The following is a 15,164-nucleotide window of genomic DNA, read 5'->3' as shown; positions in this document are numbered from 1 at the left end:
GGTTTCTGACGGGCGTTTTTTAACGCCCTGCCATGTCGTGCCTGCTGAATTTTTTGAGTAAACGCCGCGCATAGCGTTAAAGCTCCGCGTCCCCTTGCCGATGATGCAGATAACCCAACGCCCGCGTTGACAGTAAAAGCCCGAGGCGTCCGCGCCACAAAAGAAGCCGTGCATAAAGGTAGCACCCCTATGTTTAGCCACATCGACAGAAAAGATGCCAGACGCATGGCAGCCCTGGATATGCTCCGGGGAAATCACGGGCACCAGGACCCGGTACTGCTGCAATTCGCGAGACTCGCAAGCCTCGCGCTCGGCATTCCTGGGTGTTTTATCGCCGTGGTGGATAAAGCGGGGCTGCCGGTACACCTTGCGCACCCCGAACCGTTGCAGCTCGACGCGGCCGTACTGACACAGCCGCTGTGCGCGCACAACGAGCCGGTCTGGTGCTGCGATACGACGCTGGATACGCAGGCGAGTCAGCATCCGCTGGTCGTGGCCGCTCCTCACGTGCGGTTTTTCGCCTGTGCGCCGCTGCGCACGCGCGACGGCAGCCTGACCGGCACCATCGGCATAACGGATACCGTGGCGCAGCCGTTTGATGACGAGCGCGCCCGGACGCTCACGCTTATCGCCGGGCTGACCGGTGCCTGGCTTGAGACATTAAACGCGGTCGGTTTTTTAGATCCGGTAACCCGCCTGCCCAATCGCCAGAAACTACTGGCCGATATGGAGCGGCTCGCCGCCAGCGGTAGCGCCGAGCGCTTCACGCTGATGATTTTCGACTGCATCGATATGCCCTCCGCCTACGAGCTGGCGCGCTCGCTCGGCATGCCCGCGCTGGAGACGCTGCTTAACGATCTCGGCCCGTTGCTGCGCATGAGGCTGCGGCTCAAAAACGACACCGTACTCTATAACGTGGCGACGGGCCGCTACGCGCTGCTGTTAAAAACGCGCAATCAAAAAGCTATTCGTCGTAACGCCGCGATACTGCCGCTGGTGAACGCGCGCATGCTGCAGGGTATTAATATCCGGCTGAATATTTTTGCTGGCGAAGTGGGCTGGCAGCCGGAGAAAACGACGCCCAACGAGGCGTTGCGTCGCGCCATCAGCGCGCTGCACGAGGCAATCTGGCTTAACAAGCGCCATATGGTGTTTGACGCCGGGCGCGATGAGAAACGCAACGTCGATTTCCAGTTGCTGCACGATCTCAGCGAGAGCATCGCCAAAAACCGCGGGCTTTATCTGATGTACCAGCCGAAAATCAAACTCAGCACCAACCGGGCCGTCGGTGCGGAGGCGCTGCTGCGCTGGCGTCACCCGACGCGCGGCGATATTCCGCCCGGCGTGTTTATTCCTCTGGCGCAAAACACCAGCCTGATGGAAGAGATTACGCAATGGGTGATAGGCGCCGCGCTGTTGCAACTGCAAAAGTGGCGCCAGGAGGGCATCAACCTGCCGTTGTCGGTCAATATCAGCGTCAGCGATCTCTCGCGTACCGGTTTTGCCGACGCGCTGGAAGAGCGTGTTCTGCGCGCCGGGCTCTCGACGAACGATATCCGTATCGAATGCCTGGAGACTGAAAAAGCGCTGGAAAGCGAAACTGCGCTCAACGAGATGGACATGCTGAAGCTGCGCGGATTTAAGATCCTGCTCGATGACTTCGGCGCAGGCTACAGCAACATCAACTACCTGCGCCGCATCCCTATCGACATTATCAAGCTCGACCGCTCACTGACCTCAAGCATCGCCCAGGAGCGCAGCAGCCAGATTATCGTGCGTAACGTTATCCAGATGCTGAAAGAGCTGGATTACGTGGTGCTGGCCGAAGGCGTGGAGGATGCCGAAACCGCGCGTCTGCTGCTGGAGTTTGGCTGCGATGAAGCTCAGGGGTATTTCTTCTCGCGCCCGGTGGAGCCCGAATATATCGCGCAGTGGATATAAATAACCTTTCTCCGGCGCGCTTCAACGCCGGAGAATCATTTTCTGCAGGTTTTGGGAAGGCCCGATAATAACCTTCCTCTTTTTGATGTTTAGCATTAATATCCATACAGTTTATGCTTTTGTATATTAATACACAGTTAAAACCGAGGCATTTCAGTAATACGCCAGAGAAAACCCGTGAAATGAAAAATAATTTTGTACCGGAATATTTCCCGTCTACGCTTATTTGCAGACCTTAGCAATGCGCTAAGGCTATCTTTGCCACCACCAGGGCATCAGGGGTTCAGGGATGAACCGCCTTTTTATGCACTTCCTCGCCTCCTGCATTTTTTCTTCACCTCTCGCCACGGTTGTCAGCGTCTGCTGTGCAGCCTCGCGGCCGGGCTCCCATGCTCAACGCTGGCGCCGCCTGACCAGACATGCGCTATAAAAATACGTCAAAATATGTCTTGAGAATTCATCATATTAATTTCATTACCAGCGAAACATAATGACCAATAAGTATACTGCCGTCTCGTTCGCATCTTTATAAATTACTCCACTTACGAAGGTTTTATCGTGAAAAATAAGAACAAACACATCAGGAAAATTTAACGGTAAAACAGTCAGTTTGTTTTAAAAGGCTATTTTTCCTGGCCACTGACTTGCACCCCAAAAATATCTTATCTACAGTTATTAATACGTTTTCGATAGCAGTCACGCACTGCTGTAATAAGTACGACCAACAACATGAGGAGAAATATATGACTCAGCATCGTGGTGGTTCAGGTAACTTCGCAGAAGATCGTCAGCGCGCCTCTGACGCAGGGCAGAAAGGCGGTCAGCATAGCAGCGGTAATTTTAAAAACGATCCGCAGCGTGCCTCTGAAGCAGGCCAGAAAGGCGGCCAGCAAAGCGGGGGGAATTTTAAAAATGACCGCGAACGCGCCTCTGAAGCGGGGCGTAAAGGTGGTGAAAACAGCCACGGCGGCGGTCGTTCCTGATACGGGTTACCGCAAGGCAAGCATAATGCACTGCTAATAGCGCAGGCGCTGTAAGTTTTAAGACATTTTGAACATCAGGAAATATAAAGGAGAGCGCTATGCTCTCCTTTTTTTATGGTGTTCGCCGGGCGGTTTAATTAGCGCCGCTCGTGCTCACGGCTGCTGAAAATATAGTTTTCCGCCGTTTCATCGGTAAGAAACACCTCCTGCGCTTCCCCGCTTGGCAATACAAAACAGACCGGCTCCCCCTGACGCAGCGCGGCAAAAGCGCTTATCTCCTGCGATTTATCGATCTCAAATGTTTTCACCGTTTCCCCGGTAACCGTATCGGGTTCACTCACGCTGTAGCTGGCGGTAAAATCCACTTCCGGGCGGTCTTTCAGATGCAGCTGGATAGAAGGCATATCGGCTCCCCGAGTGACTCAGACAGGCTAAGTGTAGCTTACACCCGTTGTTCCTGCGGTGTGTGTATGGCACGCTATACCGACTTCACCAATAAAATTAAAGCGATACGAAACGCGGCCGATAACTGATATGCATGAAAGCAGTAACCTGCGGCTGGCACCTGTTACGCCACACCAGCCAACCATCACACCTGGAGCGAGGGTGCGTGTCATCGCGCTACAGGCAAAGGGAGAGTGAGATGAAGCGGTTCGGCATTCTGGCAGTTGCCGGGGCAGTGTTTTTGTTGCAAGGGTGTGATGCAGACAGCATCGACCAGGTCAAATCCCTCAGCGCCGGGGAGCACTCCCTCGGTCAGGCCTTTGAGGCCCGCACCGATTGCGTGCAGGGCGCCTGGCGCAGCTTTGAAGACGCGGGCGGGCGCGACGTCGTGCTCTTTTCCTGTAAGCTACCCGCGCCGGAGCTGGCTGAACTGACCGATAAATTCCGCGTGCACAGCAATCAGATGGTCGAGCAGAACACCACATCGCGCTGGCGCAAAACTCACCGTAACGATATCGCCCGCGTAATGAGCGAAATAAGCATCCGTGACGTTGAACTGCTGTATGTCTGGCGTATCAGCGACGGCGCGGCGCCGTATCTGGCAGATGTCGAAGTCAAAACCGCCACCACGTTTTCAAGCTTCAGTTACAGCGTCAGTCAACCCGACGCCTTTGTCGCGCTGGCTTACCGCGATCCCCTCCCCGACCTCTGGCCACAAAGCCTGTTTCCTCAACTTGATAAAAACGCGGGCCCGCTCTACCGCCAGCTCAGCGCGCTCTGAATGCGCGGTTGCGCTCTTATTATACTGTCGCAACCGCAGGGCATGCCGGAGAAGTCCGTAATGTGCCCCGGCGTGATTTTCGGCCGACGATTTATTAAGCAAACACCGCGCTTTTTAAGTTAAATTTACTTCACAGTCGCGCAATGCCTGCGGAGAGTTATTTTTTATGCATTTCAGACGTCTGGATTATGCAGGCGCAATAAACTTCGGTTTTTCAGAAATACCGCCGCGTTTTTCATTGGATTTTATATTATTTACGTAACCTGACTATTAATAAACGCACTTAAAATTACGTCAATTATTGAATTGCGAATTATTTCATCGATAAACAAAAAGAGATGCTTTAGAATATATAATGTTTCTTTACCCTTCTTGCGGTTTATGGCCTCCCCCGCCGAAAAAATTTACTTTTCTGACGTTACAATTGAAAGACTTGCATCAGTGAACCGATGCGCACGCCATTTAAGTACGTAAAACCGATATGGAGAGAAGAATGCACTGGCGGGTGGTTGATTCTGTAGTAAGCACCGACACCAATTCTGTATTTAGCCTGATTTCCTCGCAACGCGCTTTCAAACTTATCCTGTGGTACAAAGCCACGTTTTATTTATCGCCAGGCGATAAGCTCACTCTTAATGGCGAGGCGATCGTGGTGAATGATCACCCTGTTCAGATAACCCTGTACCGGACCACGTTTTATAATCCCCGTTTCTGGCAAACCATCGTTCACAGCAATACCCACTGCGCAGGCAACCATCAGCGAAGCGTGAGCCGATGTATTTACCGGCGTAAATGTAAACTCCTCTACTGTCCGTTCCAGCGACACTGATCGTTAAGCCGTTTCGCATAGAATTTTCCAGACAGGCATGGTTCAATCTCACACCGACACGCCGCCCGGTGACGACGTGCCAGCGTCTTTTTATTTCACAAAACAGGAATGCATACCCGTGAAATACCTTCTGAATACTGCGCTGCTGGCGCTGCTGTTAAGCCCGCTCTGCGCGCAGGCGGATGAGATAACCCGCAGCGCGGCGGCGGATGCCTGTGGTCAACAGGCGGGCGAGAACGGCAGCGAGTGCCTCGAAGCGGCGGGCCTGGAATCTGATAACCAGCTTAAGCAAGCGTTTAACGCCAAAGTGACGGAGTTACAGAACTTTGATTATACCCGCTGGCCGCAGGGCGATGAGGCGCGGCGCACCCAGATGGTGGAAGCGCTGAAGCTAAGCCAGCAGCAATGGACGGACGCCCGGGATGCTTTCTGTACGGCCGCGAGCGCCTCGGCCGCCGGTACGCCCTGGCTTGCTGCCCACGCGTTAAGCTGCGTGATTAATATGAACCAGCGCCGGGTGCAAGAGCTCGCGCTGATTCACCCGGAAGCGGAAAAGTAATTCAACACTGGCGTCTGAGGAGATATTTCCGGCGCCGCCGCTACGGCCGGCGCCGGGAAAAATCAATGCTTAAGGATATACATTGTGCGGCTGTAGGCCACGTCTTCCGGGTTATTAATCGGATAACCTTTCAGCCACGGCTTAATTAACCGGCCATTGGTGTACTGATAAATCGGCGCAATCGGCGCCTGGGTTGAGATAATTCTCTCGGCGCTATTGTAATCGTCATTACGCGCTTTGGCGGAATTCTCCTGCGCGGCCTGTTGCAGCACTTTGTCGTAATCGGGATTGTTAAAGCGCGCAATATTTCCGCTATGGGTGGATGTCAGCAGCGAAAGAAACGTTGACGGTTCGTTATAATCCCCCACCCAGGAGGCGCGGATCACATCGAAATTCCCGGTATTGCGGCTGTCGATATACGTTTTCCACTCCTGGTTTTTCAGCTTCACCTCCACACCCAGATTCTTTTTCCACATCGACGCCACGGCAATCGCGATTTTCTGGTGGTTTTCAGACGTGTTATAGAGCAGCGTCAGGTTAAGCGGACGCGCCGGGCCGTAACCGGCCGCCTGCAGCAGCGTTTTCGCCTGGGCGTTAAGCTCCTGCTGGCTCACCTGCTCCCACTCCGACGGCGCGGGCGTAAAGCCTGCGGTCACGTCCGGCGTAAAGCGCCAGGCCGGTTTCTCGCCGGTGCCGAGCACTTTTTCGGCCATCAGACGGCGATCGATAGTCATGCTAAGCGCCAGGCGCACGCGCGGGTCCGCTGTCGGACCTTTCTGCGTGTTAAACGCATAGTAATAGGTGCCAAGCTGCGGCGGCGTGAAGACCTGATCGGGGATCTCTTTTTTCAGCTTCTGGTAGAGGTTTTTCGGAAAGGACTCGGTGATATCGATGTCATTTGCGAGATAGCGCTTGGTGGCGGCGGATTCCTGATTCACCGGTAAAAACGTTACCTGCGTCAGCACGGTTTTCGCGTTATCCCAGTAGTGCGTATTGGGCGTCAGCACCAGCTTTTCGTTGACCACGCGGTCTTGCAACACAAACGCGCCGTTACCCACCAGCTTGCCGGGGCGCGTCCAGTCGCCGCCCTGCTCCACATTGGCTTTCTGCACCGGATAGAGCGCCGCGTTGGCGGCCAGCGACGGGAACCACGGCAGCGGCTTATCCAGCGTCACTTTCAGCGTATGCGCATCCACGGCGCTCACGCCAAGCTGCGTCGGGGCCAGTTTGCCGTCGATAATCGCCTGTGCATTCGCGAGACCTGCCAGCGCAAAGAACCAGGCGAACGGCGAGGTGGTTTTCGGGTCGACCATGCGCTGCCAGCTGTAGACAAAATCCTGCGCCGTCACCGGCGTGCCGTCAGACCACCGGGCGTTATCGCGAAGCGTAAACGTCCAGATGCGGTTGTCGTTCGTCTGCCACTGCGTGGCGACACCCGGCACCAGTTCGCCTTTTTCATTCTGATTGACCAGCCCTTCAAAGAGATCGCGCAGCACCTGGATCTCCGGCAGCCCCACCGCTTTCGCCGGATCCAGCGAGGCGGGTTCGTCTTTCAGGTGCCGTACCAGCGTCTGGCGTTCGGCAAGCGCCGTGCCGGGCGGCACGTCGGCGGCAAAGGCGCCGGTCAGCGCGGTCGCCACCCATAATGCGCTCAGGGTAAAGCTTACAGGAATTTTCATGAGGTCCTCGTTCTCGTGTCCCGCGCCGAACCGCTCTCTCCGGGCGCTGTCGGGGAATTATTTGTTGGATGAATATAAATTGCAAACCGCAGGCCGCGATTTTGCGCGCTGACCCCGCCTCAGATCAAAGCGTTAATGCCTGAACGTTTAAATAAAGCGCAACGCGTGAGTGACCGTCAGGCTGTTGAATTTCAGCGAAATGTCGTTAACACTCCTGTTATCTCCCTTTGATGGCGGCCCTCGTATGAATACGCTTCGACCACGCGCCCAGCGCGGCGCTTTAACTGACGACGCCCGGCGTTATGGCGAATCGGCGCTCGGCGCGCCGCTGCTCTGGTTTCCGGCGCCCGAGGCGCAGCGCGCGCCGGGTCTTATCATCGCAGGCACCCACGGCGATGAGAACGCGGCGCTGGTAACGCTCTCCTGCGCGCTGCGCACGCTTGCGCCCGCGCACCGGCGGCATCATGTGGTGCTGGCGGTCAATCCGGACGGCTGCCAGCTCGGCCTGCGCGCCAACGCCCGCGGGGTCGATCTCAATCGCAATTTTCCGGCGGCTAACTGGCAGCCAGGTGAAACCGTCTATCGATGGAACAGCGCCGCCGAGGCGCGCGACGTGACGCTCTCCACCGGCGAAAAGCCAGGCTCGGAGCCGGAAACCGCCGCGCTGTGCCAGTTAATTCATCAGCTGAAACCCGCCTGGGTGGTGTCGTTTCACGATCCGTTGGGTTGTATCGAAGATCCGCAGCAGACGCCGCTCGGCCGGTGGCTCGCGGATGCGTTTGGCCTGCCGCACGTCACCAGCGTCGGTTATGAAACGCCCGGCTCGTTCGGCAGCTGGTGCGCCGATCTGGGGTTAACGTGCATCACGGCTGAGTTTCCGGCCATCTCCGCCGACGACGCTACCGAGCGTTATCTGGCGGCGATGACCGCGCTGTTGCATTACGACGACGAAGGCTGAGGCCCGACGTCAGAATAGAGATAGAGCTGGCCGGGCGTAAAGCGTAAGGCGGGCTCGACATCCACCGCAAGCCAGGTGGGGCCGTCGAGATCGGTAAAGCGCATTTGCGGGATCAGCGGCAGCGCGGCGCCGATGGCGCGTGAGGTACAGAGCATACAGCCGAGCATCAGCCCGAATCCGTCCTCTGTCGCCTGACGGGCCAGCGCCAGCGCCTCGGTCAAACCGCCGGTTTTATCGAGCTTAATATTGATCATCTCATAGCGCCCGGCGAGCGTCTTCAGACTGCCGCGCGTGTGGCAGCTCTCATCGGCGCAGATAGGCAGCGGGTGAATAAAGTTTTCCAGCGCCCGGTCATCAGAGGCGGGCAGCGGCTGCTCCAGCATCTGCACGCCGAGATCCGCGAGCAGTTGACAGCGCGCCGCCAGCCCTTCCGCATGCCAGGATTCGTTGGCATCCACAATCAGCGTCGCGTCCGGCACCGCCCCGCGAATAGCGACCATCCGCTCGGTGATAAAGGTGTCGTCGAGTTTGATTTTCAGCAGCCGTGCGCCTTTTTCCCACAGGAGCGCGGCGTTGCTCGCCATCTGTTCCGGCGCGCCTAAGACGACCGTCTGCGCGGTGGTGTGCTGGTCCGGTAGCGTGACCTCTAAAAACGCCTCCAGCGTGTCGCCCGCCCGGCGCGCGTCGAGATCCCACAGTGCGCAGTCGACGGCGTTGCGCGCGGCACCCGCCGGCAGCAATTTCTGCAATCCGGCCCGATCAAGCCCGGCTTCGATCTGCGGCACGATAGTCATGATTTGCGCCATCACCGAGGCCACGCTTTCACCGTAGCGCGGATAGGGCGTGCATTCGCCCACAGCCCTGACGCCCTCTTCTTCCAGCTCCACCACGACCACCACCGCTTCACTGCGGCTGCCGCGGGCAATCACAAACGGCGAATGGAGCGGCCAGGCTTCCTGATACACTTTTACGCTTCTCATTATTTTCCTCGCAACGGGCTTTGCCTCAGTATAGCGACTGGAAAGTTAGCCTGCCGGGACAGTTTTTTATATTCATCCACAGCGGGATCACATACACTAGCGGCGACGTTAACTATATGTAAACAGGAAGATAACTATGTCACAAATCGTCTATTTCCAGGGCAATCCGGTTTCCGTAGTGGGTCAGATCCCGCAGGCAGGCAGCAAAGCGGCGCCGTTCAGCCTGGTGGCAAAAGATCTGTCTGACGTTTCACTGAGCCAGTTTGCCGGTAAGCGTAAAGTACTGAACATTTTCCCGAGCATCGACACCGGCGTCTGCGCCGCGTCCGTGCGTAAATTCAACCAGCTGGCGACCGGGATGGAAAACACCGTCGTGCTGTGCATCTCCGCTGACCTGCCGTTCGCGCAGTCCCGCTTCTGCGGCGCGGAAGGCCTGAGCAATGTCATCACGCTCTCCACCCTGCGTAACCCGGAATTCGCGAAAGAATACGGCGTGGGCATCGAGGAAGGCGCGCTGAAAGGTCTGACCGCTCGCGCGGTGCTGGTGGTTAACGAGAACGACGAGGTGGTTTTCAGCGAGCTGGTGAATGAAATCACCCACGAGCCGAACTACGACGCAGCGCTCGACGCGCTGAAAGCGTAAATCGTCTCTTAAAAGAAAGCCTCCGCATGCGGAGGCTTTTTTGTTTGCGGCGTTACTCTTCGCCCTTGCGCTGGCTCAAGCCATATTCGCGAAGCTTATTGGCGATGGCGGTATGCGAGACGCCCAGCCGTTTCGCGAGCTTACGGGTACTCGGATAACTGCGATAAAGCTGGGTCAACACTGAACGTTCGAAGCGGCGGGTGATATCGTCGAGCGAGCCTTCCATCGCCTCTTCGCCCACCGGCAGCGCGGCGGCGTCGAAATCCGGCAGCAGGATATCCTGCGGGCGCAGCTCATAGCCTTCGAGCTGAGTCAGCGCGCGGTAGACCGCGTTTTTCAGCTGGCGCACATTGCCCGGCCAGCCGTAGCGGATCAACACCTGGCCGAGATCGCTGGCGAGTTTCGGGCGCGGCACGCCCTGTTCATCGGCGAAGCGCGCCACGAACATTTCGGTCAGCGGCATGATGTCCTGCGGACGGTCGCGCAGCGGCGGCAGGTTCAGCGTCAGTACGTTAAGCCGGTAATAGAGATCTTCGCGAAATGCGCCTTTTTGCACCAGCTCAACGAGGTTTTTCTGCGTCGCGCAGATGACGCGCACATCGACATGCACCTCATGCTCTTCGCCGACCCGACGGAACGTGCCGTCATTGAGAAAGCGCAGCAGTTTAGCCTGCATGCGCGGCGACATTTCGCCGATTTCATCCAGCAGCACCGAGCCGCCATTGGCCTGCTCGAAGAACCCTTTTTTACCTTCATGGGCGTTGGCGTAAGCGCCCGGCGCGTGGCCAAACAGCTCGCTTTCCACCACATCTTCCGGAATCGACGCGCAGTTGAGCGCCAGATAGGGCTTATCGGCGCGCGGGCTTGCCAGATGACAGGCGTGGGCCAGCAGATCTTTACCGGTACCGGTATCCCCGGTGATCAGCAGCGGCGCATTCAGCATCGCCAGTTTGCGCGCCTGATCCACCACCTGTTTCATGCGCGGGCTGACCGCGATGATATGGCTGAAGGCGTGCAGATCGAGACTGGTCAGGTTCTGAAGCTGGCGGCCCATGCGCACCGTGGAGCGCAGCATCGCGACCGCGCCGGTCAGGACGCTGGCGCCGCTCTCTTCTTCCAGATGCACCGGCGTAATTTCCAGCACAAAATCCTGGCCGTTAATCACCACGTGTTCGGTGTGCGATTCCACCGGGCTGCTCTCCAGCCAGCGCTGGAAATTAAAACCACTGATAAGGCTTGCGGCGTTATGGTTGCGCAAGCGCGCTTCATTCTGGCCGAACAGCGCGCAACTCGCCGGGTTGGCAAGTTCAATTTTGCTTTTCATATCCACCGAAAACACCGGCTCCGGCAGCGCTTCCAGCAAGGCGCTCAGCGAACGATGCTCGCGTTCGGACGGCATCCACGGCACCGTGCGCACGTCGGTAACGCCGGGAATACGGCGGATTTCCGCCATCAGGGTGCTGAAGGCGTTAAATTCCAGCGTGGAAAAATTGAGATAAATTCGCCCGATGGGGTCGATTTCGATACCGCGTAAATCGATACTGCGCAGCACCAAGAGATCGAGCAACTCACGGGTCAGACCGAGGCGGTCTTCACAAAACACTTCAAGACGCATGGCAGCACCTTCACGCATTGAGCCAACGAATGGCGAGATAATACTTCAGTTGCCGCAGCCGGGGGAGTGGTCTGTCAACAAAAATTGACAGAGTGCGGGAAAAAGCGGCGTCATGCTGTAAACCTGAGCAGGCATAACGCCGTTGCGGTCAGTCGTCGCGGTCGCGCTTCTGTTTTTGCAGCGTGGCTTTGACTTCACTCAGAAGCTGGCGGCGAAAATCGCCGAGGCGCGGCTTATCATCGTCGGTCCAGGGCAGCGGGCGGCACAATTCCATCGCCTTCACGCCAAGGCGCGCGGTCAGCAGCCCCGCGCCCAGCCCCTGCGCCACACGGGCGGAGACGCGCGCGGCAAGATCCTGTGACATCCAGTCAAGCCCGACTTCGCGCACCATCTCGCTCGCGCCGGCAAAGGCCATATTGAGCAACACCAGCCGGAACAGCCGAATGCGGCTGTAATAGCCAAGCTCGATGCCGTAGACAGTCGCGATGCGGTTGACCAGGCGCAGGTTGCGCCAGGCGATAAACGCCATATCCACCAGCGCCAGCGGGCTCACCGCAATCATCAGCGTCGATTCCGCCGCCGAGCGGCTGATGGCGCGGCGGGCCTGGAGATCCAGCACCGGCTGGACGATATGCGCGTAGAGCGTTACCACTTCACGATCGCTGTGAGTTTCATGAATGGCGGCATGCCAGCGCGCCAGCGCCGGATGCCCCTGCGTGAGCCCCGCCTGGCTTGCCAGTTTTTCGCAAAACGCGCGCGCCTTGCCGCTCCCGTGGCTCGCCAGCAGTTCGCGCGCCTCGTCGCGCTCCTCGGCCCGTTCGCGCAAGCGATACAGTCGTCGCCATTCGCTCGCGAGCGCTCCGACGCCCGCCGCCACAATCAGCCCACCGGCAACGCAGCCGCCGAGCGCTATCCAGTCGCGCATGTACCAGGCATTAGCCGCCCACTGGACGCCCTGCGCCACGACGCTCACACCAAACAGGCCAAGCCCGGCGACGACCATCCGCCGCCAGAGGCTGCGCCGGGGTTTCAGCGCATTTTCCACCACACGCTCGGGCGCATCGGCAGTCAGCGCCTCTTCTTCTGTGACCGGTATAAACGCCTGCGCCTTGTCAAACGCCTGCGTGGCGCGTAACGCCGGGCCCTCTTCCGGGCGCAACGGCTCATCAAATTCGCGGCGCGGTTTAATGTCGCTCATCGCAGCTTATCTCCTGTTAAAAATTCCAGCACCGCGTCCAGGCGGATATGCGGCAGCGGTCGGTCAACGTCCATGACGCGCGGGCGAAACGCCTCAAACTGAAAACCCTGCTGCTCCCAGAATGCGCTGCCCGGCAGCCGCGCCGGTACATCGCCGGGGTAGATAGTCAGGGGCACGCCGTCGCTTAAGCGATTGCCGCGCAGCGCCGGCACGCTTTCGCCGTGGCTCTCCACCATGCCGCTTTCCGTCGCCTGTATTGAGGCGATGCCCATACAGTCCATCTCGATGCCTTCAAAGGCGGCGTTCTGCCACGCCTCCTGCACCAGTTGCGAGAGCAGCGACACCAGATTCGCATGCTGATCGTGGGTCACGTGATCCGCTTTAGTGGCGGCAAAAAGCAGTTTGTCGATTACCGGCGAAAAGAGACGCCGGAACAGCGTGCGCTGGCCGTAATGAAAGCTTTGCATCAGCTGCGTCAGCGCCAGACGCATATCGTTAAACGCCTGCGGCCCGCTGTTGAGCGGCTGGAGGCAGTCCACCAGCACAATCTGACGATCGAAACGCACAAAGTGCTCCCGATAAAAGCCTTTCACGACCTTTTCGCAGTAGTAGTGGTAGCGCTCGCGCAGCATCCCGATATTGGTCTGTTTGCCCGCCTGCGCGAGTTTTGTCTCGCCCACATCATCGACGCCGGGCCACGGGAAGAACTGCAACACCGGCGCGCCCGCCAGATCGCCCGGCAGTACAAAACGCCCTGGCTGGATGAAGTGCAGTCCTTCGCGTTTGCACTGCATCAGGTAGTCAGTCCAGGCCTCCGCTATCTCCGCCAGCCGTTTTTCATCGCCCGGCGCCAGCGGATCGAGCCCTTCGCACAGGCTGCGCCAGCGCTGCGCCCAGACCGCCCTGTCGCCCTGCAACAGGCCGGTCATCTGGCGCGACCAGCTCAGGTAGTCCTGCGCCAGCATGGGCAGATCAAGCAGCCACTCACCGGGGTAATCGACGATATCGAGATACAGCGTGGACGTATCTTTAAAGTGACGCAGCAGTGATTCGCGCGAACGGTAGCGCAGCGCGAGGCGGATTTCGCTCACGCCGCGCGTGGGGGTCGGCCAGGCAGGCGGCGTGCCGTAAAGCTGCGCCAGCCCTTCGTCATAGGTAAAGCGCGCCACGCCCATATCCTGCTGCGGCACGCGACGCACGCCGAGCAGGCGTTCTTCGCGTACCGGCGAAAAGAGCGGCAGCCGCGCCCCGCTGTTGACGGAAAGCAGTTGATTCACCAGCGCGGTGATAAACGCGGTTTTCCCGCTGCGGCTAAGCCCGGTTACGGCGAGGCGCAAATGCCTGTCGACGCTGCGATTCATCAGCGCCTGCATTTCACTCTGAAGTTGTTTAATCATATCCCTGCCCGATGCGTTTATATCCTCTGATGATAACAGTAAGGCCCGAACGCGGCGATTCAAGCGCCGCTGACGCCGATTTACAAAAATGTGGCGCATAGACAGTACGTCGGGGCTTCAGTAAGATAATTTTGTCGAAGCGATGTGGTGGAGCACGGGAATGTCCCCAACCATTTACGATATTGCCCGCGTGGCGAAAGTGTCCAAATCAACGGTGTCGCGCGTGCTGAATAATCAGACCAATATTTCCGACGCGGCGCGCGAGCGGGTTTTAAAAGCCATAGAAGAATTACATTATCAGCCCAATAAAATGGCGCGCGCGCTAACCTCTTCCGGTTTCGACGCGATTATGGTGATATCCACGCGCTCGACGAAAACCACGGCCGGTAATCCTTTTTTCTCTGAAGTGCTGCACGCGATAATGGCGCGTGCGGAAGAAACAGGTTTTGACGTTATTCTCCAGACGTCACGTAACAGCGAAGATGACTTACAGAAATGCCTGACGCGCATTCATCAGAAGATGATTAAAGGCATTATTATGCTGAGCGCGCCAGCGGACGAAACCTTTTTCGCAAAGCTTGATGAATGCGCTATTCCGGTTGTGGTCATAGGTAACGTCGCGGGGAATTATCAGCATATTGCATCGGTCGATACTGATAATTATCACGACAGCATCGCGCTGACCGATACGCTTATCGAGAGAGGTTGCCAGCGCATCGCCTGCCTGCACGCGCCGCTGGATTATCATGTGTCTGTGGACCGACTGGCCGGGTTTCGCGCAAGCCTCGCGAAGCATCAATGGGCTAATGAGGCCGCGTTGACGGTGGACGGCGGCTACACCCAGGAGCGCGCGCTCGACGCGGCGCGCCGCCTGCTGGCGCTGCCCGAACCGCCCGATGCGGTTTTCGCCACCGACAGCCTGAAACTGATGAGCATTTACCGTGCCGCCGCCGAGCGCGGCATTGCAATCCCGGATGCGCTCACGGTCGTCGGCTACAGCAACGAAACGCTCTCTTTCCTGCTCGCCCCGCCGCCCGGTGGTATTAACGTTCCCACCCGGCAATTAGGCGATGTCAGCAGCGCGCTGCTTTTCGCCCGCATCAACGGTGAGCCGATTCCAGCCCGCACATTAATTCCCACTACGATTATTTAAAAAA

Annotated in this window: 14 protein-coding genes; 8 read left to right on the top strand and 6 right to left on the bottom strand. The window is 57.9% G+C overall.

What is annotated here, in order from left to right:
- Positions 1-189: 189 nt before the first annotated feature.
- Both AB8W27_RS09460 and AB8W27_RS09455 read left to right on the top strand, forming a co-directional pair.
- Positions 190-1,941 (top strand): GGDEF and EAL domain-containing protein, encoded by a 1,752-nt coding sequence (locus AB8W27_RS09460; RefSeq protein ID WP_015741405.1) that lies wholly within the window; start codon positions 190-192, stop codon positions 1,939-1,941.
- Positions 1,942-2,684: 743 nt separating this feature from the next.
- Positions 2,685-2,924 (top strand): general stress protein, encoded by a 240-nt coding sequence (locus AB8W27_RS09455; RefSeq protein WP_007761764.1) that lies wholly within the window; start codon positions 2,685-2,687, stop codon positions 2,922-2,924.
- A 137-nt stretch (positions 2,925-3,061) separates the two neighbouring features.
- Here the strand turns inward: AB8W27_RS09455 and AB8W27_RS09450 are convergent, their stop codons facing one another.
- Positions 3,062-3,328 (bottom strand): hypothetical protein, encoded by a 267-nt coding sequence (locus AB8W27_RS09450; protein WP_015741407.1) that lies wholly within the window; start codon positions 3,326-3,328, stop codon positions 3,062-3,064.
- Positions 3,329-3,567: 239 nt separating this feature from the next.
- On the opposite strand from AB8W27_RS09450, the gene AB8W27_RS09445 reads away from it, so the two are divergent.
- From AB8W27_RS09445 to AB8W27_RS09435, 3 genes are all read left to right on the top strand, one after another.
- The gene (locus tag AB8W27_RS09445) at positions 3,568-4,149 is read left to right on the top strand and encodes a hypothetical protein (RefSeq protein WP_015741408.1); all 582 of its coding nucleotides are present in this window, start codon (positions 3,568-3,570) and stop codon (positions 4,147-4,149) included.
- Between the two features lie 493 nt (positions 4,150-4,642).
- The gene (locus AB8W27_RS09440) at positions 4,643-4,978 is read left to right on the top strand and encodes an anti-adapter protein IraM (RefSeq protein WP_015741409.1); all 336 of its coding nucleotides are present in this window, start codon (positions 4,643-4,645) and stop codon (positions 4,976-4,978) included.
- Positions 4,979-5,096: 118 nt separating this feature from the next.
- A complete protein-coding gene (locus AB8W27_RS09435) occupies positions 5,097-5,537 on the top strand; it encodes a lysozyme inhibitor LprI family protein (protein WP_007761799.1) in 441 nt (146 codons plus the stop codon).
- Between the two features lie 62 nt (positions 5,538-5,599).
- Here AB8W27_RS09435 and AB8W27_RS09430 read toward each other — a convergent pair whose 3' ends face one another.
- Entirely contained in the window at positions 5,600-7,216 is a 1,617-nt protein-coding gene (locus AB8W27_RS09430; RefSeq protein ID WP_015741410.1) for an ABC transporter substrate-binding protein, read from the bottom strand.
- A gap of 244 nt (positions 7,217-7,460) precedes the next feature.
- On the opposite strand from AB8W27_RS09430, the gene mpaA reads away from it, so the two are divergent.
- Positions 7,461-8,174, top strand: a complete 714-nt coding sequence (mpaA, locus tag AB8W27_RS09425) for a murein tripeptide amidase MpaA (protein ID WP_015741411.1) — start codon at positions 7,461-7,463, stop codon at positions 8,172-8,174.
- Here the strand turns inward: mpaA and ycjG are convergent.
- Entirely contained in the window at positions 8,156-9,154 is a 999-nt protein-coding gene (gene ycjG, locus AB8W27_RS09420) for an L-Ala-D/L-Glu epimerase (RefSeq protein ID WP_041923606.1), read from the bottom strand. The two genes, mpaA and ycjG, sit on opposite strands and share 19 nt — an antisense overlap.
- A 136-nt stretch (positions 9,155-9,290) precedes the next feature.
- Here ycjG and tpx point away from each other — a divergent pair, with 136 nt between their 5' ends.
- A complete protein-coding gene (gene tpx / locus AB8W27_RS09415) occupies positions 9,291-9,797 on the top strand; it encodes a thiol peroxidase (protein ID WP_041923607.1) in 507 nt (168 codons plus the stop codon).
- Between the two features lie 52 nt (positions 9,798-9,849).
- Here tpx and tyrR read toward each other — a convergent pair whose 3' ends face one another.
- The 3 genes from tyrR to AB8W27_RS09400 form a co-directional block, all read right to left on the bottom strand.
- Entirely contained in the window at positions 9,850-11,412 is a 1,563-nt protein-coding gene (gene tyrR, locus AB8W27_RS09410) for a transcriptional regulator TyrR (RefSeq protein WP_015741414.1), read from the bottom strand.
- 148 nt (positions 11,413-11,560) lie between these two features.
- A complete protein-coding gene (locus AB8W27_RS09405; protein WP_015741415.1) occupies positions 11,561-12,610 on the bottom strand; it encodes a YcjF family protein in 1,050 nt (349 codons plus the stop codon).
- Complete coding sequence (locus AB8W27_RS09400) at positions 12,607-14,007, bottom strand: YcjX family protein (protein WP_369833006.1); 1,401 nt, start codon at positions 14,005-14,007, stop codon at positions 12,607-12,609. Before AB8W27_RS09400 ends, AB8W27_RS09405 begins: the two co-directional genes overlap by 4 nt.
- 160 nt (positions 14,008-14,167) lie before the next feature.
- Here AB8W27_RS09400 and AB8W27_RS09395 point away from each other — a divergent pair, with 160 nt between their 5' ends.
- Positions 14,168-15,160 (top strand): LacI family DNA-binding transcriptional regulator, encoded by a 993-nt coding sequence (locus AB8W27_RS09395; RefSeq protein WP_041923608.1) that lies wholly within the window; start codon positions 14,168-14,170, stop codon positions 15,158-15,160.
- Positions 15,161-15,164: the final 4 nt, after the last annotated feature.

The organism is Cronobacter turicensis (assembly GCF_041222865.1).
GTDB classification, from domain to species: Bacteria; Pseudomonadota; Gammaproteobacteria; order Enterobacterales; family Enterobacteriaceae; genus Cronobacter; species Cronobacter turicensis.
This window is presented reverse-complemented; position numbering and strand designations above follow the sequence as displayed.

Bases quoted from the DNA above. Each gene is read 5' to 3' on its own strand.
- AB8W27_RS09460 (WP_015741405.1), top strand. From the start codon at position 190: ATGTTTAGCCACATCGACAGAAAAGATGCCAGACGCATGGCAGCCCTG.
- AB8W27_RS09455 (WP_007761764.1), top strand. From the start codon at position 2,685: ATGACTCAGCATCGTGGTGGTTCAGGTAACTTCGCAGAAGATCGTCAG.
- AB8W27_RS09450 (WP_015741407.1), bottom strand. From the start codon at position 3,328: ATGCCTTCTATCCAGCTGCATCTGAAAGACCGCCCGGAAGTGGATTTT.
- AB8W27_RS09445 (WP_015741408.1), top strand. From the start codon at position 3,568: ATGAAGCGGTTCGGCATTCTGGCAGTTGCCGGGGCAGTGTTTTTGTTG.
- AB8W27_RS09440 (WP_015741409.1), top strand. From the start codon at position 4,643: ATGCACTGGCGGGTGGTTGATTCTGTAGTAAGCACCGACACCAATTCT.
- AB8W27_RS09430 (WP_015741410.1), bottom strand. From the start codon at position 7,216: ATGAAAATTCCTGTAAGCTTTACCCTGAGCGCATTATGGGTGGCGACC.
- mpaA (WP_015741411.1), top strand. From the start codon at position 7,461: ATGAATACGCTTCGACCACGCGCCCAGCGCGGCGCTTTAACTGACGAC.
- ycjG (WP_041923606.1), bottom strand. From the start codon at position 9,154: ATGAGAAGCGTAAAAGTGTATCAGGAAGCCTGGCCGCTCCATTCGCCG.
- tpx (WP_041923607.1), top strand. From the start codon at position 9,291: ATGTCACAAATCGTCTATTTCCAGGGCAATCCGGTTTCCGTAGTGGGT.
- tyrR (WP_015741414.1), bottom strand. From the start codon at position 11,412: ATGCGTCTTGAAGTGTTTTGTGAAGACCGCCTCGGTCTGACCCGTGAG.
- AB8W27_RS09405 (WP_015741415.1), bottom strand. From the start codon at position 12,610: ATGAGCGACATTAAACCGCGCCGCGAATTTGATGAGCCGTTGCGCCCG.
- AB8W27_RS09400 (WP_369833006.1), bottom strand. From the start codon at position 14,007: ATGATTAAACAACTTCAGAGTGAAATGCAGGCGCTGATGAATCGCAGC.
- AB8W27_RS09395 (WP_041923608.1), top strand. From the start codon at position 14,168: ATGTCCCCAACCATTTACGATATTGCCCGCGTGGCGAAAGTGTCCAAA.